This window comes from Micromonospora sp. NPDC007208, assembly GCF_042869175.1.
Classification (GTDB): domain Bacteria; phylum Actinomycetota; class Actinomycetes; order Mycobacteriales; family Micromonosporaceae; genus Micromonospora; species Micromonospora foliorum.
Window position 1 is genome coordinate 146,948 of sequence record NZ_JBIAFG010000001.1, and the last position, 19,123, is coordinate 166,070.

The following is a 19,123-nucleotide window of genomic DNA, read 5'->3' on the forward strand; positions in this document are numbered from 1 at the left end:
AGTGGTGTGCCCGTGCCGGCGGCCCTGGCCGGCTGAGCTGACCCGCCGTCCGTGCTGACGCGCACCGAGTTCTTTCGTGGGCTCGGGGACAGCAAGAGCCCGCGCTCGGCGACCGTCCTGGAACTGCTGTTCGACATCGTCTACGTCTTCGCGCTGGCCCGCCTCGCCGGGCGGGTCGCGGACGACCTGACCATCGTCCGGCACACGCTGCTGTCCGAGGCGGGCCAGACCGTCCTGTTCTTCACGGCGATGTGGATGATCTGGTCGCTCAACGCCCTGCTGGCGAGCACCTACGACCCCCGGCGCCCCGATCTGCAGGCAGTCCTGCTGGCGACGATGTTCGGCACGCTGGTGCTGGCCGTCAGCCTGCCTCAGGCCTTCGGCCAACGCGGCGTCGTCTTCGCCTGCACCTACGTCGTCATCCAGGTCGGCCGACCGCTCTTTCTGTCGTTCGCCCTGCGGGGTCACGCGGGTCGCGCGTTCGCCCTCCGGGTGCTGACCTGGCACCTGGCGTCCAGCGTGCTCTGGATCAGTGGCGGCATCAGTGGCGGTCTTGGTCGGGGCGTCTACTGGACCATCGCTCTCGCCATCGAGATGATCGGCGCCGCCACCACCTACCCCCTTCCCCGCATCGGCGGGAGACAGCTCACCAGCCTGGGGGTCACCGTCTCGCAGGAGCACCTCGCCGAGCGGTACAACCAGTTCTTCATGATCGCTCTCGCCGAGGTGGTGCTCGAGGCGGGCGCCGCGGTCAGCTTCCCCGGCTTCTCGACCGCGGGGACGATCACCCTCGTCGCCTCGTTCGTGGTGGTCGTCTCGTTCTGGCGGATCTACTTCTACCACGTCGGGTCCGGCCATGCCCCGACCCCGAGTGGGGAGGGAATCGAGCTGTCGCGGTGGGCGAGTTACAGCCAGCTGTTGATCGTCGGTGGCATCATCTGCACCGCCGTCGGCTTCGGCCAGGTCATCGAGGACCCGCACCCGCCGATCGACTGGGCTCTGGTGGCCATCATCTTCGGCGGCCCGGTGCTGTTCCTGATCGGGCGGAGCACCCTGGAGCGGGCGAACAAATCCACACCGCGGTGTCGGGTGCTGTACCTCGGCGCGGTGGCGCTGGCCGTGGCGGCCCCGGTGATGGTGCTGCTCCCGCCGGTCGCCGTCGCGGCCCTCGCGGCGGTGATCCTGGCCGGCATCACCGTGTTCGACCAGCGAGCCCACGCGCGCGGGTCGGAGACCAACCCGACGCTGTGAAACTCCATTGCGGGCCGGCGACCGCCGCGCGTATGGTCGTCGGGCACGCCGTCGAGCTGGGAGGAGGTCAGAACATGTCCGATGTTCTGCGCCCCCTCCGCGCTCCGGCGTCCGCGCGGATCTGACCCCGGGGCGCGCGCTTCCCGGAGGACCAACCCATGACTGATCTGGTCATTCGTCCGCTCGTCGCGGGCGAGGAGAACCTGTTCGACTCCATGCCCGATCCGCTACCCCAACTGCGCCAGGTCGCGTACGCCGACGGGATCGCCGGCGGCGGCTACCGGCCCGAGACCACCTGGGTCGCGCTGCGTGCCGGCCGGTTGGTCGGCCGGGCCGCCTGGCTCCTTCCACCGGGCGCCGTCGGTGCCCCCTGGCTGGACCGCTTCGACCTGGACGCCGAGCCGGAGGTGGGCGCCGAGCTGCTGCGCGCCGCCCACGAGGCGCTGGGCGGTCCCGGCCTGTACTACGCCGCGCTACCGGCGCACTGGCGGCGTCGACCCGAGGTGCTGGCCGCGGTGCGGGCGCCCATGGAGGCCGCCCGGCTCGCCGGGCTGGTCGAGCGGGGGGAGCGGCTCCGCTGTTCCTGGGCCGGCACACCCCTGCCGGCGTCCTCCGGGCGGTACGACTTCCGTCCGCCCGTCGACGTGGCGGAGATCAACGCCCTGGTCGCCACGATCGCCGAGCCGGACGTGCTGACCGGCGTCGAGATCGCGCGGGTGGTCGGCGGCGTCGACCTCGCCACCGACCCGCTGGCCTGGTTGGGCGAGAACACAGAGGAATGGCGCATCGCCCTGGCGGCCGGCAACCCGGTCGGGCTGGTCGGCACGGCCGGGGACGCCTGCTACCCGCTGCTGGCCTACCTCGGCCTCCTCGACGAGGCCGCCCGGCCCGAACTGCTGGCCGAGGCGGTCCGGGTGCTGGCCACCGGCGGTGCCCGCGAGGTCATCGCCGACGTGGAGTCCCACCGGGTGGCGGTGCTGGCGGAGTTGGAGCGGACCGGCTTTCGGCAGTTGCGCTCCAGGGTCGTCTTCGCGCCGCCGAACAGCCACGAATAGCTGACCGGGTGCGCCCGGTCACCCGGGCGCACCCCCTCAACCAGCGCCGAGCCCAGCCCCTGTCAGCATCTGACCATGCCGGAGATCATCGCGCTTCTCGTCGGCGGGTTGGCGCTCGTCATGGCGGCGGTCGCCGGGCTCTACCTCTGGCCGGTGGGCCGCCGTGAGCTACGGGTCGCGCCGGCCCGACCGTTCGACTTCGACACGGCCACCCGTGCCGCCGCGGCCATCATCGCCGCCGAGGCGGCCGATCCGGAGGTCCGACCGGAGTCACGCAGCCGCCTGCTGAGCCACGGCTCCCGTACCCGGCGGGCCGTGCTGTTGCTGCACGGATACACCCTCGCGCCCGAGCAGTACGCGGGGCTGGCCGAGGAGTTCTTCGACCGCGGGTACAACGTGTGGATACCAAGGGCGCCCCAGCACGGGACCGTCGACCGGCGGGCCCACCACCGGGTCGAGGCCGGTGAGCTGACCACGTACGCCGCGCAGGGATGGGCAGTCGCGGCGGCCCTCGGAGACGAGGTCGGCGTCGTGGGCATCTCCGGCGGCGCCGTGCTGGCCGCCTGGCTGGCCCAGGTGCCGGGCAACGCCGTACGGCACCTGCTGTTGCTGTCGCCGTTCTTCGGCCCGAACCCGCGACAGGCGCCTGCCTACGCGGTGAAACCGCTCATCGTGCTGTACGGGCGCCGCGTCCTGCGGGACCGCGTCACATCGCGCGGATACTCCCTCGCCGCCGTCACCCAGTACCTGACGATCGCCCGTACCCTGCCGAATCCGCCCCGGCGGACCGGTCTGCGGACCGCCGCGGTCGCGATCAGCCCGCTCGACGGCGTGGTGGACCTCGGGGCAGCGGTCGACGTGCCGCGTCGAATCGCCGACGCGAACGCGGTTCCGCTGCGGGTGTGCACCCTGCCGGCGGCGTTGGGCGTCGAACACAACACCCTCAACCTCACTGCCCTCGGCGCCGACGGCGACGAGTGGCGCCGGCGGTACGTAGCGCTCTACGAGGGTGCGCCGGCACCGCCCTCGACCCCCACGCCAACGAACGACGCGCCGATCCGTCGGTAGGGCCCCCGGCACCCCGCCCCGCCGGCCCCCGCCTCGCCGATCTTGCACTTGCGGTTGTCGACATGAGTGGGATGCCCCTTATGTCGGGACAGCAAGTGCAAGATCGGCGGGCAGGGCGCGCGGGGCAGGGGCGAGGGCGGGCGCGATGGTGCCTGGTGAGGTCCTAGTTGCCGTTGAACACCGACGGGGCGTAGCCGGCGGGCTTGTCGCCGATGCCGAGGCCGGGGCTGACCACCCAGGACTGGTACTGCGGGGTGAACATGGAGTAGAGCAGCGGAACCTTCGGTGCGCTCGCCTCGTCGAGCCGGCGGCGGGCGTCGGCCGGGATCTCGAAGTCGAGCGCACCGACGTTGCTGGCGAGCTGTTCGGCGCTGCTCGCCCCGATGACCACCGAACCGACGGCGGGCTGGGTGGCCACCCAGTTGATCGCCACCTGCGCCATGCTGCGGCCCAGGTCGGCGGCCACGCTCTCCAACGCCTCGATCACCTGCCAGTCGCCGGGGCTGATCTCCCGACCGGCGGCGTCCGGGTTGGTCAACCGGCCGGTCCCGCTCATGCCCGCACCGGTCCGCCGGTACTTGCCGCTGAGCAGACCCCCGCCGATCGGGCTCCACGCGGTGAGCCCCATGCCCAGGGTCTGGGCCATCGTCACGTGCTCCGCCTCGATGTCCCGGGTGACCAGGGAGTACGGCAGCTGCACGTTGATCATCGGGGCCAGCCCGTGCGCCTCGGCGTAGCTCTGCGCCCGCGCCGCGTACCAGGCCGGTACGTCGGAGAGCCCGGCGTAGCGGATCTTGCCGGAGCGCACCAGGTCGTCGAAGGTGTGCACGACCTCCTCGACCGGGGTGATCCGGTCCCAGGTGTGCAGCAGGTACAGGTCGATGTAGTCGGTGCCGAGCCGGCGCAGCGACGCCTCCACGGCCCGCATGATGTGCTTGCGACCGTTGCCGCTGGCGTTCGGGTCGGACGGGTCGACGGTGTTGGTGGCCTTGCTGGTGAGCACGAGCCGCTCGCGTACGCCGGCCCGGTCGATCAGGCGGCCGAGGATCTTCTCGCTCTCGCCAGCGGTGTAGAAGTCCGCCGTGTCGATGAAGTTCCCGCCCGCCTCCAGGTACTGCCGGAAGATCGGCTCGGCCTCCTCCTCGGTCTTGCCGTACGCGGCGTGGAACCCGCCGACGCCGAAGTTCATCGTGCCCAACGCCAGCCGGCTCACCCGCAGACCAGACCGCCCGAGCAGGTAGTAGTGGTTCATCGTGGTGCCCTCCCGATCGTGGTGTCGGCCCGCTGCGGACCGCGCGTTCCAGACCTTTGCTCGCCAAAAATGGACCTGCAAGTCCAAAAACCGAGGTAGGGTTGGACCCGCAGGTCCAGACCAGGAGGTCTCATGACACGGGCGTTGACCCGCAAGGGCGAGGCGACCCGGGCGCGGATCGTCGCCGGCGCCGCCGCCGAGATCCGCGAGCGCGGCGTCGACGAGGTACGCCTCGAGGATGTGATGGCCCACACCGGCACCAGCAAGGGCCAGCTCTTCCACTACTTCCCGGACGGGAAGGAGGGATTGCTGCTCGCGGTGGCCCAGCACGAGGCGGACCAGGTGCTCATCGACCAGGAGCCGATGCTCAGCAACCTGACATCCTGGCCGGCCTGGTTCGCCTGGCGGGACCGACTGATCGAGCGGTACCTCGCGCAGGGGGTGAAGTGCCCCCTCAACGGCCTGCTCGGCCAGACCGGCCGGCGGGCGCCCGGCGCGCAGGCGATCGTGACCGGGCTCATGTGGCGCTGGCAGACGGCGATCACCGAGGGCATCCGGCACATGCAGTCGACCGGCGACATCGACCCGGACCTCGACGCCGACCGGACCGCCGCGGCACTGCTCGCCGGCATCCAGGGCGGCGTGCTGCTGCTGCTCTCCACCGGGAAGATCGACCACCTCGAAGCCGTCCTCGACCTCACCCTCGACTCGCTGCGGGCCGGTGCCCGGACGGCCTGACCCGGGTCAGGATCCGCGCAGCGACCGCCGAGTTATTCTTGCGCCCGAGTTGTCGGAGATCGGAGCAGACGTGGCAGGTGACGACGACATCTCCGGGTGAGCACCCGGACCGGCCGCCGACAGGCGCGTGATCGCGCCTCTGTCGCCGCGGCCTCCGTCGTCATGTCCTGCTTCCGCCGGGGTGCCGGTGTGCGCCCCGGATCGTCGTTCTCCGAGGTTCCCCATGTCTGTTCGACCTGCTCTCATCGCCCATGACCTCGTGCGTGTCCACGGCGAGCGCCGGGTGCTCGACGGCGTCTCCCTGACCGCCGCGCCCGGCCACCGGATCGGCCTGATCGGCGAGAACGGCACCGGCAAGACGACGCTGCTGCGCGTCCTGGCCGGCGTCGACGTACCCGACTCCGGCACCGTCACCCGTCCACCGGACGTCGGCTTCCTGCACCAGGAGTTGCCGTTGCCGGCATCCACCACCATCGCCGCAGTCCTCGACGACGCGCTGCGCGAGGCTCGCGCCGACCTCGCCGAACTGGACCGGATCGGCGTCGCGCTCGCCGACTCGCCGGAGGGCACCGAGCAGCACGACCGCCTGCTGACCGCGTACGGCGAGGTGCTGGAGCGGGCGCAGGACCGCGACGCCTGGGACGCCGACCGGCGGGCCCGCACGGTCCTCGACGGCCTCGGTCTCGGCGGGCTGCCCCACCACCGGACGTTGGGCGCGCTCTCCGGCGGGCAACGGGGCCGGCTCGCCCTCGCGGCGATGCTGATCCGCCGGCCGAGCGCGCTGCTGCTCGACGAGCCCACCAACCACCTCGACGACGCGGCGGCGGCGTTCTGCGAGGAGCAGCTCCGTGCCATGCCCGGGGTGGTCGTGGTGGCCAGTCACGACCGGGCCTTCCTGGACGCGGTCTGCACCGATCTCATCGACCTGGACCCGGCGGTCGACGGGCCGGTCCGCTTCGGCGGCGGCTACACCGCGTACCTGACGGCGAAGCGCGCCGAGGCGCAACGGTGGCGGCGGCGCTACGACGACGAGCAGGCGCTCCTCGCCGACCTGCGCGAGGCCGCCGCCGTGACCGGGCACCAGGTCGCCCACGGTCGTGGCCCGCGCGACAGCGAGAAGATGGGGTACGGGCACACCGCCGGCCGTGTCCAGAACCAGATCTCCCGTCGTGTCCGCGACGCCGCCCGTCGACTGGAGACGATCGAGCGCGACCCCGTTCCGGTGCCGTCGGAGCCGCTGCGCTTCCATGCGCCGGCGCTCGCCGTCGGCGACAGCGACGGGGTCATCGTCACGGCGGACCGGCTGGAGGTTCCCGGCCGACTTCGGGTGGCGCACCTGGAGATCAGGTCCCGCGATCGGCTGTTGGTGACCGGCCCCAACGGCGCGGGCAAGTCAACTCTGCTCGCCGTGCTCGCCGGCCACCTGGCCGGTGCCGGAGCGCTCTGGCGACGGCCGGAGCTGCGGATCGGTCTGCTCGCCCAGGACAGCGTCTTCGCGGATGCGCGGCGGACGGCCCGGCAGGTCTTCGACGGTGCCGTCGGGATGGAGCGGGCCGAGGTCGTACCGCTGTCGTCCCTCGGACTGCTCGCCCCGGCGGACCTCGACCGTCCGGTGGCCGACCTGTCGGTGGGACAGCGCCGTCGGCTCGCCCTGGCGGTGCTCGTCGCCGATCCGCCGGAATTGCTCCTGCTCGACGAGCCCACCAACCACCTCTCGCCGACGCTCTGCGACGAGTTGGAGGACGCCCTGGGCGCCGGCCCGGGCGCGATCGTCGTGGCCAGCCACGACCGCAGACTCCGCTCCCGCTGGCCAGGCAGAAAGCTGTCGCTCCCGCCAACCCACCCTTCGACCTGAACCGTTGATCATGAAGTTATTGCCAAGACACGCCGCAGCGGAGGGCAATAACTTCATGATCAGCGCGACCGGAGTGGGGCGCACGGGGGTTGGAAACGTTTTCGTAACGGGGGGTTGACCTCTCCGCCACCTGCGGAGCAGACTCCCCGGAAACGTTTACAGCTATCGGGTGGAGGTGCCGGACGTGGGTCGTAAACGTTTACAGGAACCGGCGGATGGCCGGCCCACGGTGCACACCGTCGCCGCCCGCGCCGGCGTCTCCATCGCGTCCGCCTCGCGGGTGCTCAACGGCGTCGGCGGCAGCCCCGAGACGATCCGCAAGGTTCGCGAGGCGGCGGCCGAGGTCGGCTACGTGCCCAACGCGATCGCCCGGTCGTTGCAGTCCCAGCGCACCGGGCTCGTCGCGCTCGCGGTGGAGGACATCGGCAACCCGGTCTACGTGGAGATGATGCGGGCCATCGAGGCCGTGGTCGCGTCCTCCGGGCGGCAACTGCTGGTGCACGCCACCGGCGGGCGGATCGACAACGAGACCGCCCTGCTGCGACGGCTGGCCAACCGCTACGTGGACGGCATGATCGTCTCGCCGATCCGGGTCACCGACGAGCACCTCACCGCGCTTGTGGACAGTCCGGTGCCGGTGGTGGTCGTCGGCCAGCTCGGCGCGGACGCCCCGATCGACAACGTGCGTACCGACTCACGGCACGGTGTGGCGCTGGCCGTGGACCATCTCGTCGCCACCGGCCGACGGCGGATCGGCTTCGTCAACGGCCCGCTCGACACCGTCCCGGGCGCCGCCCGCGACGCCGGATTCCGGGCCGCCCTGGCCCGACACGGCATCCCGCTCGACGACGAACTGGTCGAGGTCGGCGACTTCCAGTACGCGGCCGGCCGCGCCGCCACCGAGCGACTGCTCGCCCGCGCCGAGCCGGACGCCCTGGTCTGCGCCAACGACCTCATCGCGGTCGGCGCGCTGCACGCCCTGCTGGCCGCCGGCCGCCGGGTCCCGCAGGACGTCGCCCTGGTCGGCATGGACGACACCGAACTGGCACGGATGATGTTTCCCCAGCTCTCCAGCGTCTCGCTCGGCTCGGCCGAGCGTGGTCGCCGGGCCGCCGAACTGCTCCTGCAACGCATCGCCGACGCCACCCTGCCACCGCGCCGCGAACAGGTGCCACCAAGCCTCGTCGTCCGCGCGTCCAGCGCCGCGACGCTGCCGGCCCCGCGACCCGCCACCGGGCCGGCCGGCCCACCGACCACCCACCCGTCCAGCGAAGGGGTGACCGCATGACCACCCTGGCCGAGCGGCCGGACGTCGAGCGGGCCGAGCCAGCCCGCCGGGCGAACCGGTTCCGCTCCGACCGCACCACCATCTACCTTCTGCTGCTGCCATCGCTGCTGCCGATCCTGCTGCTGTCGGTGTTCCCGCTGCTGCGGGGCATCTATCTCGGCTTCACCGACGCCCGCGCCGGACGCAACGTCGAGGTCAGCTTCACCGGCCTGGCCAACTACCGGGAACTCCTCGGCGACGAGCTGTTCTGGAACTCCTTCAAGATCGGCCTGCTCTGGGCGGTCGGGGTGACGGTGTTGCAGTTCCTGCTCGCCCTCGGGCTGGCGCTGCTGCTCAACCAGCAACTGCGATTCCGAGGTGTGGCGCGGGTGCTCGCCGTCGTGCCGTGGGCGATGCCGCCGGTCGTCGTCGGCATCCTGTGGAAGCTCGTCTACCACCCCGATGCCGGCCTGATCAACGAGTTCTTCCACCGCATCGGCGCCGACGGGTTGCGGACGAACTGGCTGGGCGACTTCAGCACCGCCCTGCCCGCGGTGATCATCGTGGGGGTTTGGGCGGGCATGCCGCAGACCACAGTCGTCCTGCTCGCCGGTCTGCAGGGTGTGGGCCGCGAACTGCACGAGGCGGCGGCGGTGGACGGGGCCAGCACCTGGCACCGGTTCCGGCACGTGACGCTGCCCGCGCTGGCGCCGGTGATCGTGGCGATCACCTCGTTGGACTTCATCTGGAACTTCAACTCGTTCGGCCTGGTCTACGTGCTCACCGCGGGTGGACCGGGCGGCAAGACGATGCTGCCGATGCTCTTCGCGTACGAGGAGGCGTTCCGCTACGGCAACTACGGCTACGCGGCGGCGCTCGGCAACGTCATGGTCGTGATCATCGTCGCGCTGCTCGCGGTCTATCTCCGTCGCCGGCTCAGGGAGGCGAACTGACATGTTCGGAAAACCGAGCCGCACGAGCCGGACGCTTCAGTACCTGGCGCTCGCCGGTTACCTGATCTTCCTCGGGTTCCCGCTGGTCTGGCTGCTCTCCACGGCGTTCAAGCCGCCGCGCGAGCTGGTACGCCTGCACCCGACGTTGATCCCGGACAACCCGACCCTGCAGAACTTCGTCCAGGCCTTCACCGAGCAGGAGCTGGGCCGGGCGGCGCTCAACAGCCTCCAGGTCTCCCTCGCCTCGGCGGTGCTGACCGTGCTGGTCGCCATGCCGGCGTCGTACGCGTTGGCCCGGTTCCGCTCCAAGCTCGGCACCGCCGCGCTGGGCTGGGTGCTGCTGTCCCAGCTCTTCCCGTTCGTGCTGCTGATCATCCCGATCTTCCTGGTGCTGCGGCAGGTCGGCCTGGCCAACACGCACGCCGGGCTGGTGCTGATCTACGTGGTCTGGGCGCTGCCGTTCGCGTTGTGGATGCTGCAGGGCTTCGTCCGCAACATCCCGAGGGAGCTGGAGGAGGCCGCCTCGGTCGACGGCGCGACCCGGGTGCAGGTCCTGCGGCGGGTGGTCTTCCCGCTGCTCGCCCCGGGCCTGGTCGCGACCGCGTTGTTCTCCTTCATCTCGGCCTGGAACGAGTTCTTCTTCGCGCTGGTGCTGATCAAGACACCGGAGCTGGCCACCCTGCCGGTGGCGCTGGCCCGGTTCGTCGGCATCGAGGGCACCGCTCGGCTGGGACCCCTGGCCGCCGGCTCACTGCTGGCCACGCTGCCCAGCCTGATCTTCTTCGCGTTCATGCAGCGCCGGCTGTCGTCCGGGTCGCTCGCGGGCGCGGTCAAGGGCTGACCCGTCCCCCCAACCACCACCACCAAGGAGGTAACCCCCCATGCTCCGTACCCGATTCCGTCGACTCGCGGCGGCCGCCGCGGTCACGGTCATCGGCCTCGGCGCGCTCACCGCGTGCGGTGCCGGTGACGACGACGAGGCCACCTCCGGCCCCGCCAAGCTGCGCTTCCTCAGCCTCGCCTGGCAGAAGGAGTCGTTGCAGGTCAACAAGGACCTGGTCGCCAAGTGGAACGCCGAGCACCCGGACATCCAGGTCGAGTACGTCCAGGGTGACTGGAACTCGGTGCACGACCAGCTGCTCACCTCGTTCGAGGGCGGCGACGCGCCGGACATCGTGCACTACGAGGCGTCCGCCATCGGCGAGTTCAGCAAGCAGGGCTACCTGGCCGACCTCTCCGACCTGCTCTCCAACGACCTGAAGGGCCAGATCGACAAGGGCATCTGGGACACCGCCACCGTCGACGGCAAGGTCACCGGCGTGCCGTTCCTGCTGGAGTCGCAGGTCGTCATCGCCAACAAGAAGCTGCTCGACGCCGCCGGTGTCGCGGTGCCGCCGGCCGACGGCGGCTGGACCTGGGACGAGTTCCAGGCCAACGCGCAGAAGCTCACCAAGCCCGGCCAGTACGGCGCGGCCTGGGCGCTGAAGTCGCCGACCAACCGGGTGCTGAACCTGGCGCTCAACTACGACGGCAAGTTCTTCTACGGCGACGGTGGCCGCACCGAGGTCAAGGTCGGTGACGCGGAGAAGGAGGTCCCGAAGCGGATCCACGACATGCTCTACACCGCCAAGTCCGCCTCCCCGGAGGCGCTCGGCATGAGCGGCGCGGACACCCTGCCCGGCTTCTTCGGCGGCAAGTACGCGATGCTGCCCGGCTCGGTGTCGCTGCGTCAGCAGATGGTCGAGCAGGCGCCGGCCGGCTTCGAGTGGGTCACCCTGCCCCCGATCAAGGGACTCTCCACCAAGCAGGCCGCCAACCCGCAGACGCTGTCGATCTCCGAGGACAGCAAGCACAAGAAGCAGGCCGCGCAGTTCCTGGAGTACTTCCTGAACCCGACAAACATGGCCGCCCTGGCCAAGGGTGACTGGCTGGTGCCGACCGGCAAGCAGGCCAACGAGGAGTTGGTCAAGCTCACCGCCGGCAAGCAGGGCTGGGACGTCGCCGCGGACAGCGCCGCGGACCTGACCGTCGCCCCGTTCCAGCAGGCCGACGGCTACCCGGAGTGGAAGACCAAGTACGCCACCCCGGCCCTTCAGCAGTACTTCGCCAACAAGATCACCCTCGATCAGCTCGGCACGCAGCTGGTCGACGGTGGCAAGCAGGTTCTGAGGTAACGACATGTCACTCTTGCTCGACACATCGGTCGGTTGCCTGGTCGGCGCCGCGGTCGGAGACGCCCTGGGCGGCGCCACCGAGACGGCGCTGCCCGAGCAGATCCGTACGCGCTTCGGCGGCTGGGTCGAGGGCATCGTGCCCCCGTACCACGCCGACTGGGCCACCGCGCGACCGCTCGCGCCGTACCACAAGGGCGACGGGCACATCACCGACGACACGTTGATGACCCACGCCCTGGTCCGCGCGTACGCGGCCAAACGCGACCACCTCGACGCCTACGACGTGGTGGAACTGCTGGTGCCCGACCTGATCGAGCGGGTGGTGTACATCCCCGACCTGGAGCGCGACGGGGTGACCTTCCACCGCCTCGCGGCCGCCGAACGGTGGCTGGTCACCCGACTGCACCACGCCCACGCGGACCCGCGCGAGGCCGGGGTCGGCAACATCGTCAACTGTGGTGCGGCCATGTACATGGCCCCGGTCGGCATCGTCAACGCGGGCGATCCGGCCGGGGCGTACGCCGAGGCGGTGGAGATCGCCGGCGCGCACCAGCACAGCTACGGGCGGGAGGCGGCCGCCGTGTTCGCGGCCTCGGTCGCGGCGGCCGCGACCCCCGGCGCGGGCGTCGAGGACGTCGTCGCGGCGGCGCTGGACCTGGCCCGCGACGGCACCCGCGCGGCCATCGACGCGGTGGTCAAGGAGGCCCGCGGCCACCACGACTGGAAGCAGGCGATCCCGGCGCTGCGGGCCGCGGTCGCCCCCTACGACACGGTGGGAGAGGAGTACCGCAGCCCCGGCCTCGGCGCCCGGCGACCCAGTCGCCTGCACGCCATCGAGGAGCTGCCGGTGGCTCTCGGCATGCTCGTGGTGGCCGGCGGCGACTTCCGGGCCGCGGTGCTCGGCTCGGTCAACTACGGCCGGGACGCCGACTCCACCGCCACCATGGCCGCCGCCATCGCCGGTGCGCTCGGTGGCGCCGACGCGGTGCCGGCGGAGTGGTCCGAGGTGGTCGCCACCGCCTCCAAGACCGACCTGGTGGAACCGGCCCGGGTGCTCGCGGCGGTGGCCGGCGAGGTCTTCGAGCGCGACCAGGCCCGGTTCGCCCGCCGGGCGGAGCGGTTCGCCGGGCTGGCCGCCGGTGCCACCCGGGAGCCTGGGGGCGAGACCCGGTGAGGATCACCTGGGTCCAGCCGGAGGACCTGCTGCCGCACGAGCTGGCGGCCAGCCGGGACGAGGGGCGCGACGTCGCCGCGATCGCCGAGCGGTGGACGGCGGCCGGCGGGGACCTGACCCCACCGGTCAGCGGGGCGTCGGTGACCCCGGCGTCGCCCGAGCTGCGGGCCCTCGCGACGGAACTGCTGGACGCCGCCGACGCGGTGCCCGCCGTCGACACCGCCGCCGAGGCCGACGACCTGGCCACGCTGCGCGCCGGCTGGCCGGCCACCTGGTCGCTGCCGACCGAGGCGGCGTACGACCGGCTGCACGGTGGTTGGCTCGGCCGGGCGGTCGGGTGCCTGCTCGGCAAGCCGGTGGAGAAGATTCCCCGGGAGGGCATCCGGGAGATCCTCACCGCGACCGAGCGGTGGCCACTGCGCGACTGGTTCACCGCGAAGGGACTCCCTGCCGACGTCGCCGCCCGCTGGCCGTGGAACCGGCGCAGCGCGCCGACCAGCCTCGCCGAGAACATCGACGGCATGCCCGAGGACGACGACCTGAACTACTCGTTGCTGGCCCTGCGCGTGCTGGAGACGCACGGTCGGGGCTTCACCAGCGCCGACGTGGCGCAGGCGTGGCTGGACTGGCTGCCCGCCGGGCGGGTCTTCACCGCCGAGCGGGTGGCCTACCGCAACCTGCTGCTCGGGCACCCGCCGCCGCAGAGCGCCCGCCGGCACAACCCGTTCCGAGAGTGGATCGGCGCGCAGATCCGCACCGACGTGTACGGCTGGGTCAACCCCGGCCGACCGGACCGCGCCGCCGAACTGGCGGTGCGGGACGCGACGGTCAGCCACGTCCGGGCTGGGGTGCACGGCGCGCTCTGGGCGGCGGCGCTGTCCGCCGCCGCGCCGGTGGCCGACACCGTGGACGAGGTGCTGGACGCCGCCGAGGCGGTGCTTCCGGCGGGTAGCCGGTTCGCCGCCACGGTCTGGGAGGCACGCGCCCTCGGCGCGGGGACCGACGACTGGGAGCGCGTGGTCGACGAGCTGTACGCACGACACGGCCACCTGCACTGGGTGCACGTCCGCAACAACGCGGCGTTGGTTGCCGCGGCCCTGGCCTACGGGCGGGGGGACCTGGAACGGTCGATCACCGCGGTGGTCAGCGGCGGCTGGGACACCGACTCGACAGGCGCGACCGTCGGCGCGGTGACCGGGGCGCTCACCGGCGCGTCCGGGCTGCCGGAGCGGTGGGTCGCCCCGCTGCGCAACCGGCTGGCCAGCAGCATCGCCGGCTTCGACGGGATCGGCTTCGACGAGCTGGCCGAGCGGACCCTCGCCCTGGCGCAGCCGGCGAGCAGCACGGAAGGGAGCGCCGCATGAGCGCGCGTGTGGCGGTCGTGGGCAGCAGCAACCTGGACCTGGTGGTCACGGCGTCGCGGCTGCCCCGCCCCGGTGAGACGGTGCTCGGGGAGAACTTCCGGACCGTGCCCGGTGGCAAGGGCGCCAACCAGGCCGTCGCCGCCGCCCGGGCCGGTGCGGCCTGCGACTTCGTGGGCGCGGTCGGCGACGACGAGTTCGGTACCCGGATGCGGGCGAGCCTCGTCGACGCCGGCGTGGACGTCCGTGGTCTGCGGACCGTCGCCGGCCCCTCCGGCGTCGCGTTGATCGCCGTCGACCGGGACGCGGAGAACTTCATCGTGGTCGCGCCCGGCGCCAACGGCACGCTTACCGAGCTGGACGCGGACGACCGGGCGACCATCGCGGCGGCCAACGTGCTGCTGCTGCAACTGGAAGTGCCGCTGGCCGCCGTGCTCCAGGCCGCGCAGTGGGCCCGGGCCGACGGCACCACAGTGGTGCTGAACGCCGCGCCCGCCGCCGCGCTGCCCACCGAACTGCTCGACCTGGTCGACGTACTGGTGGTCAACGAGCACGAGGCGGCGGTCGTCGCCCAGGTCGCCTCCGACGACCCACCGGTGCTGCTCGACGCCCTGCTGACGCTGGTTCCCCGGGTGGTGCTCACCCTCGGCGCGCGCGGGGCCGCGTACGCCGATCGACACGGCCTGCGTCTCGCGGTCCCGGCTCCGCAGATCGACGCGGTGGACACCACCGCCGCCGGTGACGCGTTCACCGGCGCGCTCGCCGTGGGCTGGGCCGAACGCGGCGGCGCCAGCAGCGAAGACACCGTCACGGGCAGCCTGCGCTGGGCCTGCGCCGCCGGCGCGGCCTGCGCCCAGCGGCCCGGAGCGTCCACCGCCCTGCCCGACCGGCCGGCCATCGACGCCCTCTACGACGCGACCTACCGAGGTGCACCGTGAGCTTCAACCCGTACGTCCCGCGCCCGATCGACCGGCCGACCGAGGTGCCGTTGGGCGGGCACGCCGACCTGAGCACCCTGGACGAGGCGAAGATCTTCGCCGCCCCGACCGACCAGGCCGACTGGCCGGCCTGGCGGGAGCAGATCGCCCGGTGGCGGGTCGACGCCCGGGACCGGATCGGCTACGTCGGCGAGCACTACGACGAGATCGCCGGTGACTGCTTCAGCGTCTGCCTGGCCTGGCTCTGGGACGAGACGCTCTACGACCACGAGCGCGGCGTCTTCACCGTCGACGCGTTCCTCGACGCGGCCGGGCGGGACTTCGGCGGCTTCGACGGGGTGGTGCTGTGGCACGCGTACCCGGTGATCGGCCTCGACGACCGCAACCAGTTCGACTGGTACCGGGACGTGCCGGAGCTGCCCGAGGTGGTGCGCGCGTTCCAGCAGCGTGGGGTGCGTGTCTTCGTCGACTACAACCCGTGGGACACCGGCACCCGGCGCGAGCCGGGCAGCGACGCCGAGGAGGTCGCCACGCTGGCCGGCAAGCTCGGCGTCGACGGGGTCTTCCTGGACACCCTCAAGGAGGGCGCCGGGGAACTGCGCGCCGCGCTGGACGCGGTGCGCCCCGGCCTGGTCCTGGAGGGCGAGAGCCGGGTGCCGCTGGCCCGCATCGCCGACCACGCCATGTCCTGGGCGCAGTGGTTCGCCGACTCCGAGGTCCCCGGCGTACTGCGGGCGAAGTGGTTCGAACGACGGCACATACTGCACCACACCCGGCGCTGGCACCGCGACCACCTCGACGAGCTGCACTCCGCCTGGCTCAACGGCGTCGGCGTGCTGGTCTGGGAGAGCGTCTTCGGTGTCTGGGTGGGTTGGAACGAGCGGGACCGCGCGGTGCTGCGGGCGATGCGCCGGGTGCAGACCAGCCACGCGGCGTGGTTGCGCGCCGAGGACTGGGTGCCGCTCGCCGACCATCCCGGCGACGGCCAGGTGTACGCGTCCCGCTGGACGCACGACGACGAGCCGCTGTGGACGGTGGTGAACCGTGGCGCGGACCACAACGGCCCGTGGCTGGTCACCGACCCGAGCGCCGACCGACACTTCGTCGACCTGGTCACCGGTGCCGAGCTGACCGTCACCGAGACCGCCGACGGCCGACTGGCGGTGGGCGGCCCGCTCCCGGCCGGCGCGATCGCGGCGGTGGCGCGCGGAGTCGCCGCCGCGCACCGGCACGAACCGCCGACCGGCGACCCGTCCTTCCCGGCCCGCGCCGCCGTGCGCGTCCGCACGCCGTGGGCGCCCCGACCGCAGGTGCCGCCGGGCCTGGTCGCCGTCGAGGGCGGCCGGCACGACCTGGTCGTCCGGCACCGGGTGCGGGAGACCGGGCTGTACGGCGAGGCACCCTACGTCGACGAGTGGAAACCGCTGCCGCCCCGGCTGCACCACCCCGGCACACTGCGCCGCAGTGTGCGGCTCGGCCGGTTCGCCATCGCCGTGCACGAGGTCACCCACGGCGAGTACGCCGACTTCCTGCGCGCCACCGGCTACGTGCCGGTGCGCCCGGAGCGCTTCACCGCCGGCTCCGGTCCGGCCGACGCCCCGGTGACCGGGGTCGAGCTGGCCGATGCCCGGGCGTACGCGGTGTGGGCCGGGCTGCGCCTGCCCACCGAGGACGAGTGGCAGGTCGCCGCCGAGGCGGGGCTGCTGGTGCGGCGGGAACCGCTGGTGTGGAACCTGACCGAGAGCGAGCACTCCGACGGACGTACCCGCTTCGTCATCCTCAAGGGCGGCGCCCAGTACCGGGCGGAGGGCTCCGACTGGTACCTCTACGGTGGCCCGCAACCAGCGGACGTCTCGGTGAAGCTGCTGCTCACCGGCGCCGGTCTCGCCCGCTCCGAACAGGTCGGTTTCCGCTGCGCGACGGACCTGCCGGAGGAGACGGAGGTGACCCGGTGACCGCGCCACTGGACGGGGTCACTGTCGTCGACCTGGCCACCCTCTTCGCCGGGCCGCTCGCGGCGGCGTTCCTCGGTGACTTCGGCGCCGACGTGATCAAGGTGGAGCATCCGGCCAAGCCGGACCCGTCGCGCGGCCACGGCCCGGCCCGCGACGGCATCGGGCTCTGGTGGAAGGTGCTCGGCCGCAACAAGCGCACCGTCACCCTCAACCTCTCCGACCCGGACGGCGCGGCGTTGCTGCGCCGACTGCTCGCCGACGCCGACGTGCTGGTGGAGAACTTCCGACCCGGAACCCTGGAGCGGTGGGGGCTCGGCCCGGCCGAGCTGCACGCGGTCAACCCCCGGCTGGTGATCACCCGGATCAGCGGGTTCGGGCAGGTCGGCCCGTACGCCCGCCGGCCCGGCTTCGGCACCCTCGCCGAGGCGATGAGCGGTTTCGCGGCAGCCACCGGGGAACCGGACGGGCCGCCCACGCTGCCCCCGTTCGGGCTGGCCGACTCGGTGAGCGCGCTCGCCGCCGCGTACGCGGTGATGCTCGCCCTGCGGGCCCGCGACATCACCGGCGCCGGGCAGGTGGTCGACCTCGCCATCATCGAGCCGATCATGGCGATGCTCGGGCCGCAGATCACCTGGTACGACCAACTCGGCTACGTCCAGCCCCGGCTGGGCAACCGGTCCAACAACAACGCCCCGCGCAACACCTACCGGTGTGCCGACGGACGCTGGGTGGCGGTCTCCACCAGCGCGCAGAGCATCGCCGAGCGGGTGCTGCGGCTGGTCGGCCGCCCCGAGCTGATCGACGAGCCGTGGTTCGCCACCGGCAGCGGCCGCGCCGCCCACGCCGACGAGTTGGACGCGGCGGTGAGCGCCTGGGTGGCGCAACGGGACCGCGACGAGGTGGTGGCCGCGTTCGAGAAGGCGCAGGCGGCGGTCGCGCCCGTCTACGACGTGCGCGACATCCTCGCCGACCCGCAGTACGCGGCGCTGGGCACCGTGCGCACCGTGCCGGACGACGAGTTGGGCGAGGTACGGATGCAGAACGTGCCGTTCCGGCTCGCCGAGACGCCGGGCGAGATCCGGCACGCCGGCCGACGGCACGGCCAGGACACCGACGCGGTCTTCGGCGCGCTGGGACTGAGCGCCGAGGAGTTGGTCGCGCTGCGCGAGCGGGGGGTGCTCTGATGCTGTTGAGCTGGCTCTACGTGCCCGGCGACCGCCCGGACCGGTTCGCCAAGGCGGTCGCCTCCGGTGCCGACGCGGTCATCCTCGACCTGGAGGACGCCGTGGTCGCTGGGCGCAAGCCGTACGCCCGGGACGCGGTCGCCGAGTTCCTCACCGAGGCGCACCCGGTGCCCGTGCAGGTCCGGGTCAACGAGCTGACCGGCCCGGACCTCGACGCCGACCTGGCGGCGGTGACCGGCCGACCCGGGTTGGCCGGGCTGCGGCTGCCCAAGGTCGAGTCGGCCGCGACGCTGGCGGCCCTCGCCGAGCGGGTCGACGTGCCCCTGCACCCACTGATCGAGTCGGCGCTCGGGCTGGAGGCCGCGTACCCGATCGCCGCAGCGCACCCCGCGGTGGCCTCGATCGGGCTCGGTGAGGCCGACCTGCGCTCGGACCTGGGGGTGAGTGACGACGACGGGCTGCTCTGGGCGCGCGGCCGGGTGGTGGTCGCGGCCCGCGCGGCCGGTCTGGCCCCGCCGGCCATGTCGGTGTACGCCGACGTCGTCGACCTCACCGGGCTGGCCGCCTCCTGCGCGACGGGTCGACGGCTCGGCTTCCTCGGCCGGGCGGCGATCCACCCCCGCCAACTTCCGGTGATCGTCGACGCGTTCCGGCCGGCCGAGCGGGAGGTGGCCCGCGCCGCAGAGTTGCTGGCCGCCGTGGCGGACGCGCACCAGCGCGACTCGGGAACCGTCGTCCTGCCCGACGGCCGGTTCGCCGACCGGGCGATGGTCGCCGCCGCCCGACGCGTCGTCGACCTCGCCGCCCGCTACGCCGCCTGAGCCCCGCCGGCCGTTCTTCGGCAGCGTCGTCCCTGTGGTCGCGCGGATCACGGCACCGACACCGGGAGTTCACCTGC

At 72.6% G+C, this 19,123-nt stretch carries 16 protein-coding genes; 15 read left to right on the forward strand and 1 reads right to left on the reverse strand.

From position 1 onward, the window contains the following. Positions 1–51: 51 nt before the first annotated feature. From ACFYL6_RS00550 to ACFYL6_RS00560, 3 genes are all read left to right on the forward strand, one after another. On the forward strand, positions 52–1,251 hold the full coding sequence (locus ACFYL6_RS00550; protein WP_387165670.1) for a low temperature requirement protein A: 1,200 nt from the start codon (positions 52–54) through the stop codon (positions 1,249–1,251). Positions 1,252–1,409: 158 nt separating this feature from the next. Beyond that, a complete protein-coding gene (locus ACFYL6_RS00555) occupies positions 1,410–2,306 on the forward strand; it encodes an acetyltransferase (protein ID WP_387165672.1) in 897 nt (298 codons plus the stop codon). Between the two features lie 75 nt (positions 2,307–2,381). Next, on the forward strand, positions 2,382–3,374 hold the full coding sequence (locus ACFYL6_RS00560; protein WP_387165674.1) for an alpha/beta hydrolase: 993 nt from the start codon (positions 2,382–2,384) through the stop codon (positions 3,372–3,374). 163 nt (positions 3,375–3,537) lie between these two features. On the opposite strand, the gene ACFYL6_RS00565 is transcribed toward ACFYL6_RS00560, so the two are convergent. Further along, complete coding sequence (locus ACFYL6_RS00565; RefSeq protein WP_387165676.1) at positions 3,538–4,626, reverse strand: aldo/keto reductase; 1,089 nt, start codon at positions 4,624–4,626, stop codon at positions 3,538–3,540. Positions 4,627–4,758: 132 nt separating this feature from the next. Here ACFYL6_RS00565 and ACFYL6_RS00570 point away from each other — a divergent pair, with 132 nt between their 5' ends. The 12 genes from ACFYL6_RS00570 (at position 4,759) to ACFYL6_RS00625 (ending at position 19,046) form a co-directional block, all read left to right on the forward strand. Beyond that, positions 4,759–5,364 (forward strand): TetR/AcrR family transcriptional regulator, encoded by a 606-nt coding sequence (locus ACFYL6_RS00570; RefSeq protein ID WP_387165678.1) that lies wholly within the window; start codon positions 4,759–4,761, stop codon positions 5,362–5,364. A 223-nt stretch (positions 5,365–5,587) separates the two neighbouring features. Further along, a complete protein-coding gene (locus ACFYL6_RS00575) occupies positions 5,588–7,219 on the forward strand; it encodes an ABC-F family ATP-binding cassette domain-containing protein (RefSeq protein ID WP_387165680.1) in 1,632 nt (543 codons plus the stop codon). Positions 7,220–7,403: 184 nt separating this feature from the next. Then, on the forward strand, positions 7,404–8,507 hold the full coding sequence (locus ACFYL6_RS00580) for a LacI family DNA-binding transcriptional regulator (RefSeq protein ID WP_387165682.1): 1,104 nt from the start codon (positions 7,404–7,406) through the stop codon (positions 8,505–8,507). Beyond that, the gene (locus ACFYL6_RS00585; RefSeq protein ID WP_387165685.1) at positions 8,504–9,439 is read left to right on the forward strand and encodes a carbohydrate ABC transporter permease; all 936 of its coding nucleotides are present in this window, start codon (positions 8,504–8,506) and stop codon (positions 9,437–9,439) included. The genes ACFYL6_RS00580 and ACFYL6_RS00585 overlap by 4 nt, the downstream gene beginning before the upstream one ends. A 1-nt stretch (position 9,440) precedes the next feature. Continuing rightward, the gene (locus tag ACFYL6_RS00590) at positions 9,441–10,280 is read left to right on the forward strand and encodes a carbohydrate ABC transporter permease (protein WP_238667634.1); all 840 of its coding nucleotides are present in this window, start codon (positions 9,441–9,443) and stop codon (positions 10,278–10,280) included. A 40-nt stretch (positions 10,281–10,320) separates the two neighbouring features. After that, positions 10,321–11,613 carry an ABC transporter substrate-binding protein gene (locus ACFYL6_RS00595; protein WP_387165687.1) on the forward strand — a complete coding sequence of 431 codons (1,293 nt, stop codon included), beginning with the start codon at positions 10,321–10,323 and terminating at the stop codon, positions 11,611–11,613. Between the two features lie 4 nt (positions 11,614–11,617). Beyond that, entirely contained in the window at positions 11,618–12,787 is a 1,170-nt protein-coding gene (locus tag ACFYL6_RS00600; protein WP_387165689.1) for an ADP-ribosylglycohydrolase family protein, read from the forward strand. Then, the gene (locus ACFYL6_RS00605; protein WP_387165691.1) at positions 12,784–14,151 is read left to right on the forward strand and encodes an ADP-ribosylglycohydrolase family protein; all 1,368 of its coding nucleotides are present in this window, start codon (positions 12,784–12,786) and stop codon (positions 14,149–14,151) included. The genes ACFYL6_RS00600 and ACFYL6_RS00605 overlap by 4 nt, the downstream gene beginning before the upstream one ends. Then, positions 14,148–15,086: a ribokinase gene (locus ACFYL6_RS00610; RefSeq protein ID WP_387165693.1), complete on the forward strand. Its 939-nt coding sequence runs from the start codon at positions 14,148–14,150 to the stop codon at positions 15,084–15,086. The genes ACFYL6_RS00605 and ACFYL6_RS00610 overlap by 4 nt, the downstream gene beginning before the upstream one ends. Next, the gene (locus ACFYL6_RS00615) at positions 15,083–17,041 is read left to right on the forward strand and encodes an SUMF1/EgtB/PvdO family nonheme iron enzyme (protein ID WP_387165696.1); all 1,959 of its coding nucleotides are present in this window, start codon (positions 15,083–15,085) and stop codon (positions 17,039–17,041) included. Before ACFYL6_RS00610 ends, ACFYL6_RS00615 begins: the two co-directional genes overlap by 4 nt. Continuing rightward, positions 17,038–18,225 carry a CaiB/BaiF CoA transferase family protein gene (locus ACFYL6_RS00620; protein ID WP_387165698.1) on the forward strand — a complete coding sequence of 396 codons (1,188 nt, stop codon included), beginning with the start codon at positions 17,038–17,040 and terminating at the stop codon, positions 18,223–18,225. Before ACFYL6_RS00615 ends, ACFYL6_RS00620 begins: the two co-directional genes overlap by 4 nt. Next, complete coding sequence (locus ACFYL6_RS00625) at positions 18,225–19,046, forward strand: HpcH/HpaI aldolase/citrate lyase family protein (RefSeq protein ID WP_387165700.1); 822 nt, start codon at positions 18,225–18,227, stop codon at positions 19,044–19,046. The genes ACFYL6_RS00620 and ACFYL6_RS00625 overlap by 1 nt, the downstream gene beginning before the upstream one ends. The last annotated feature ends 77 nt before the right edge of the window (positions 19,047–19,123 follow it).

Coding starts and splice junctions, on each gene's coding strand:
- ACFYL6_RS00555 (WP_387165672.1), top strand. CDS start 1,410: ATGACTGATCTGGTCATTCGTCCGCTCGTCGCGGGCGAGGAGAACCTG.
- ACFYL6_RS00560 (WP_387165674.1), top strand. CDS start 2,382: ATGCCGGAGATCATCGCGCTTCTCGTCGGCGGGTTGGCGCTCGTCATG.
- ACFYL6_RS00565 (WP_387165676.1), bottom strand. CDS start 4,626: ATGAACCACTACTACCTGCTCGGGCGGTCTGGTCTGCGGGTGAGCCGG.
- ACFYL6_RS00570 (WP_387165678.1), top strand. CDS start 4,759: ATGACACGGGCGTTGACCCGCAAGGGCGAGGCGACCCGGGCGCGGATC.
- ACFYL6_RS00575 (WP_387165680.1), top strand. CDS start 5,588: ATGTCTGTTCGACCTGCTCTCATCGCCCATGACCTCGTGCGTGTCCAC.
- ACFYL6_RS00585 (WP_387165685.1), top strand. CDS start 8,504: ATGACCACCCTGGCCGAGCGGCCGGACGTCGAGCGGGCCGAGCCAGCC.
- ACFYL6_RS00590 (WP_238667634.1), top strand. CDS start 9,441: ATGTTCGGAAAACCGAGCCGCACGAGCCGGACGCTTCAGTACCTGGCG.
- ACFYL6_RS00595 (WP_387165687.1), top strand. CDS start 10,321: ATGCTCCGTACCCGATTCCGTCGACTCGCGGCGGCCGCCGCGGTCACG.
- ACFYL6_RS00600 (WP_387165689.1), top strand. CDS start 11,618: ATGTCACTCTTGCTCGACACATCGGTCGGTTGCCTGGTCGGCGCCGCG.
- ACFYL6_RS00610 (WP_387165693.1), top strand. CDS start 14,148: ATGAGCGCGCGTGTGGCGGTCGTGGGCAGCAGCAACCTGGACCTGGTG.
- ACFYL6_RS00625 (WP_387165700.1), top strand. CDS start 18,225: ATGCTGTTGAGCTGGCTCTACGTGCCCGGCGACCGCCCGGACCGGTTC.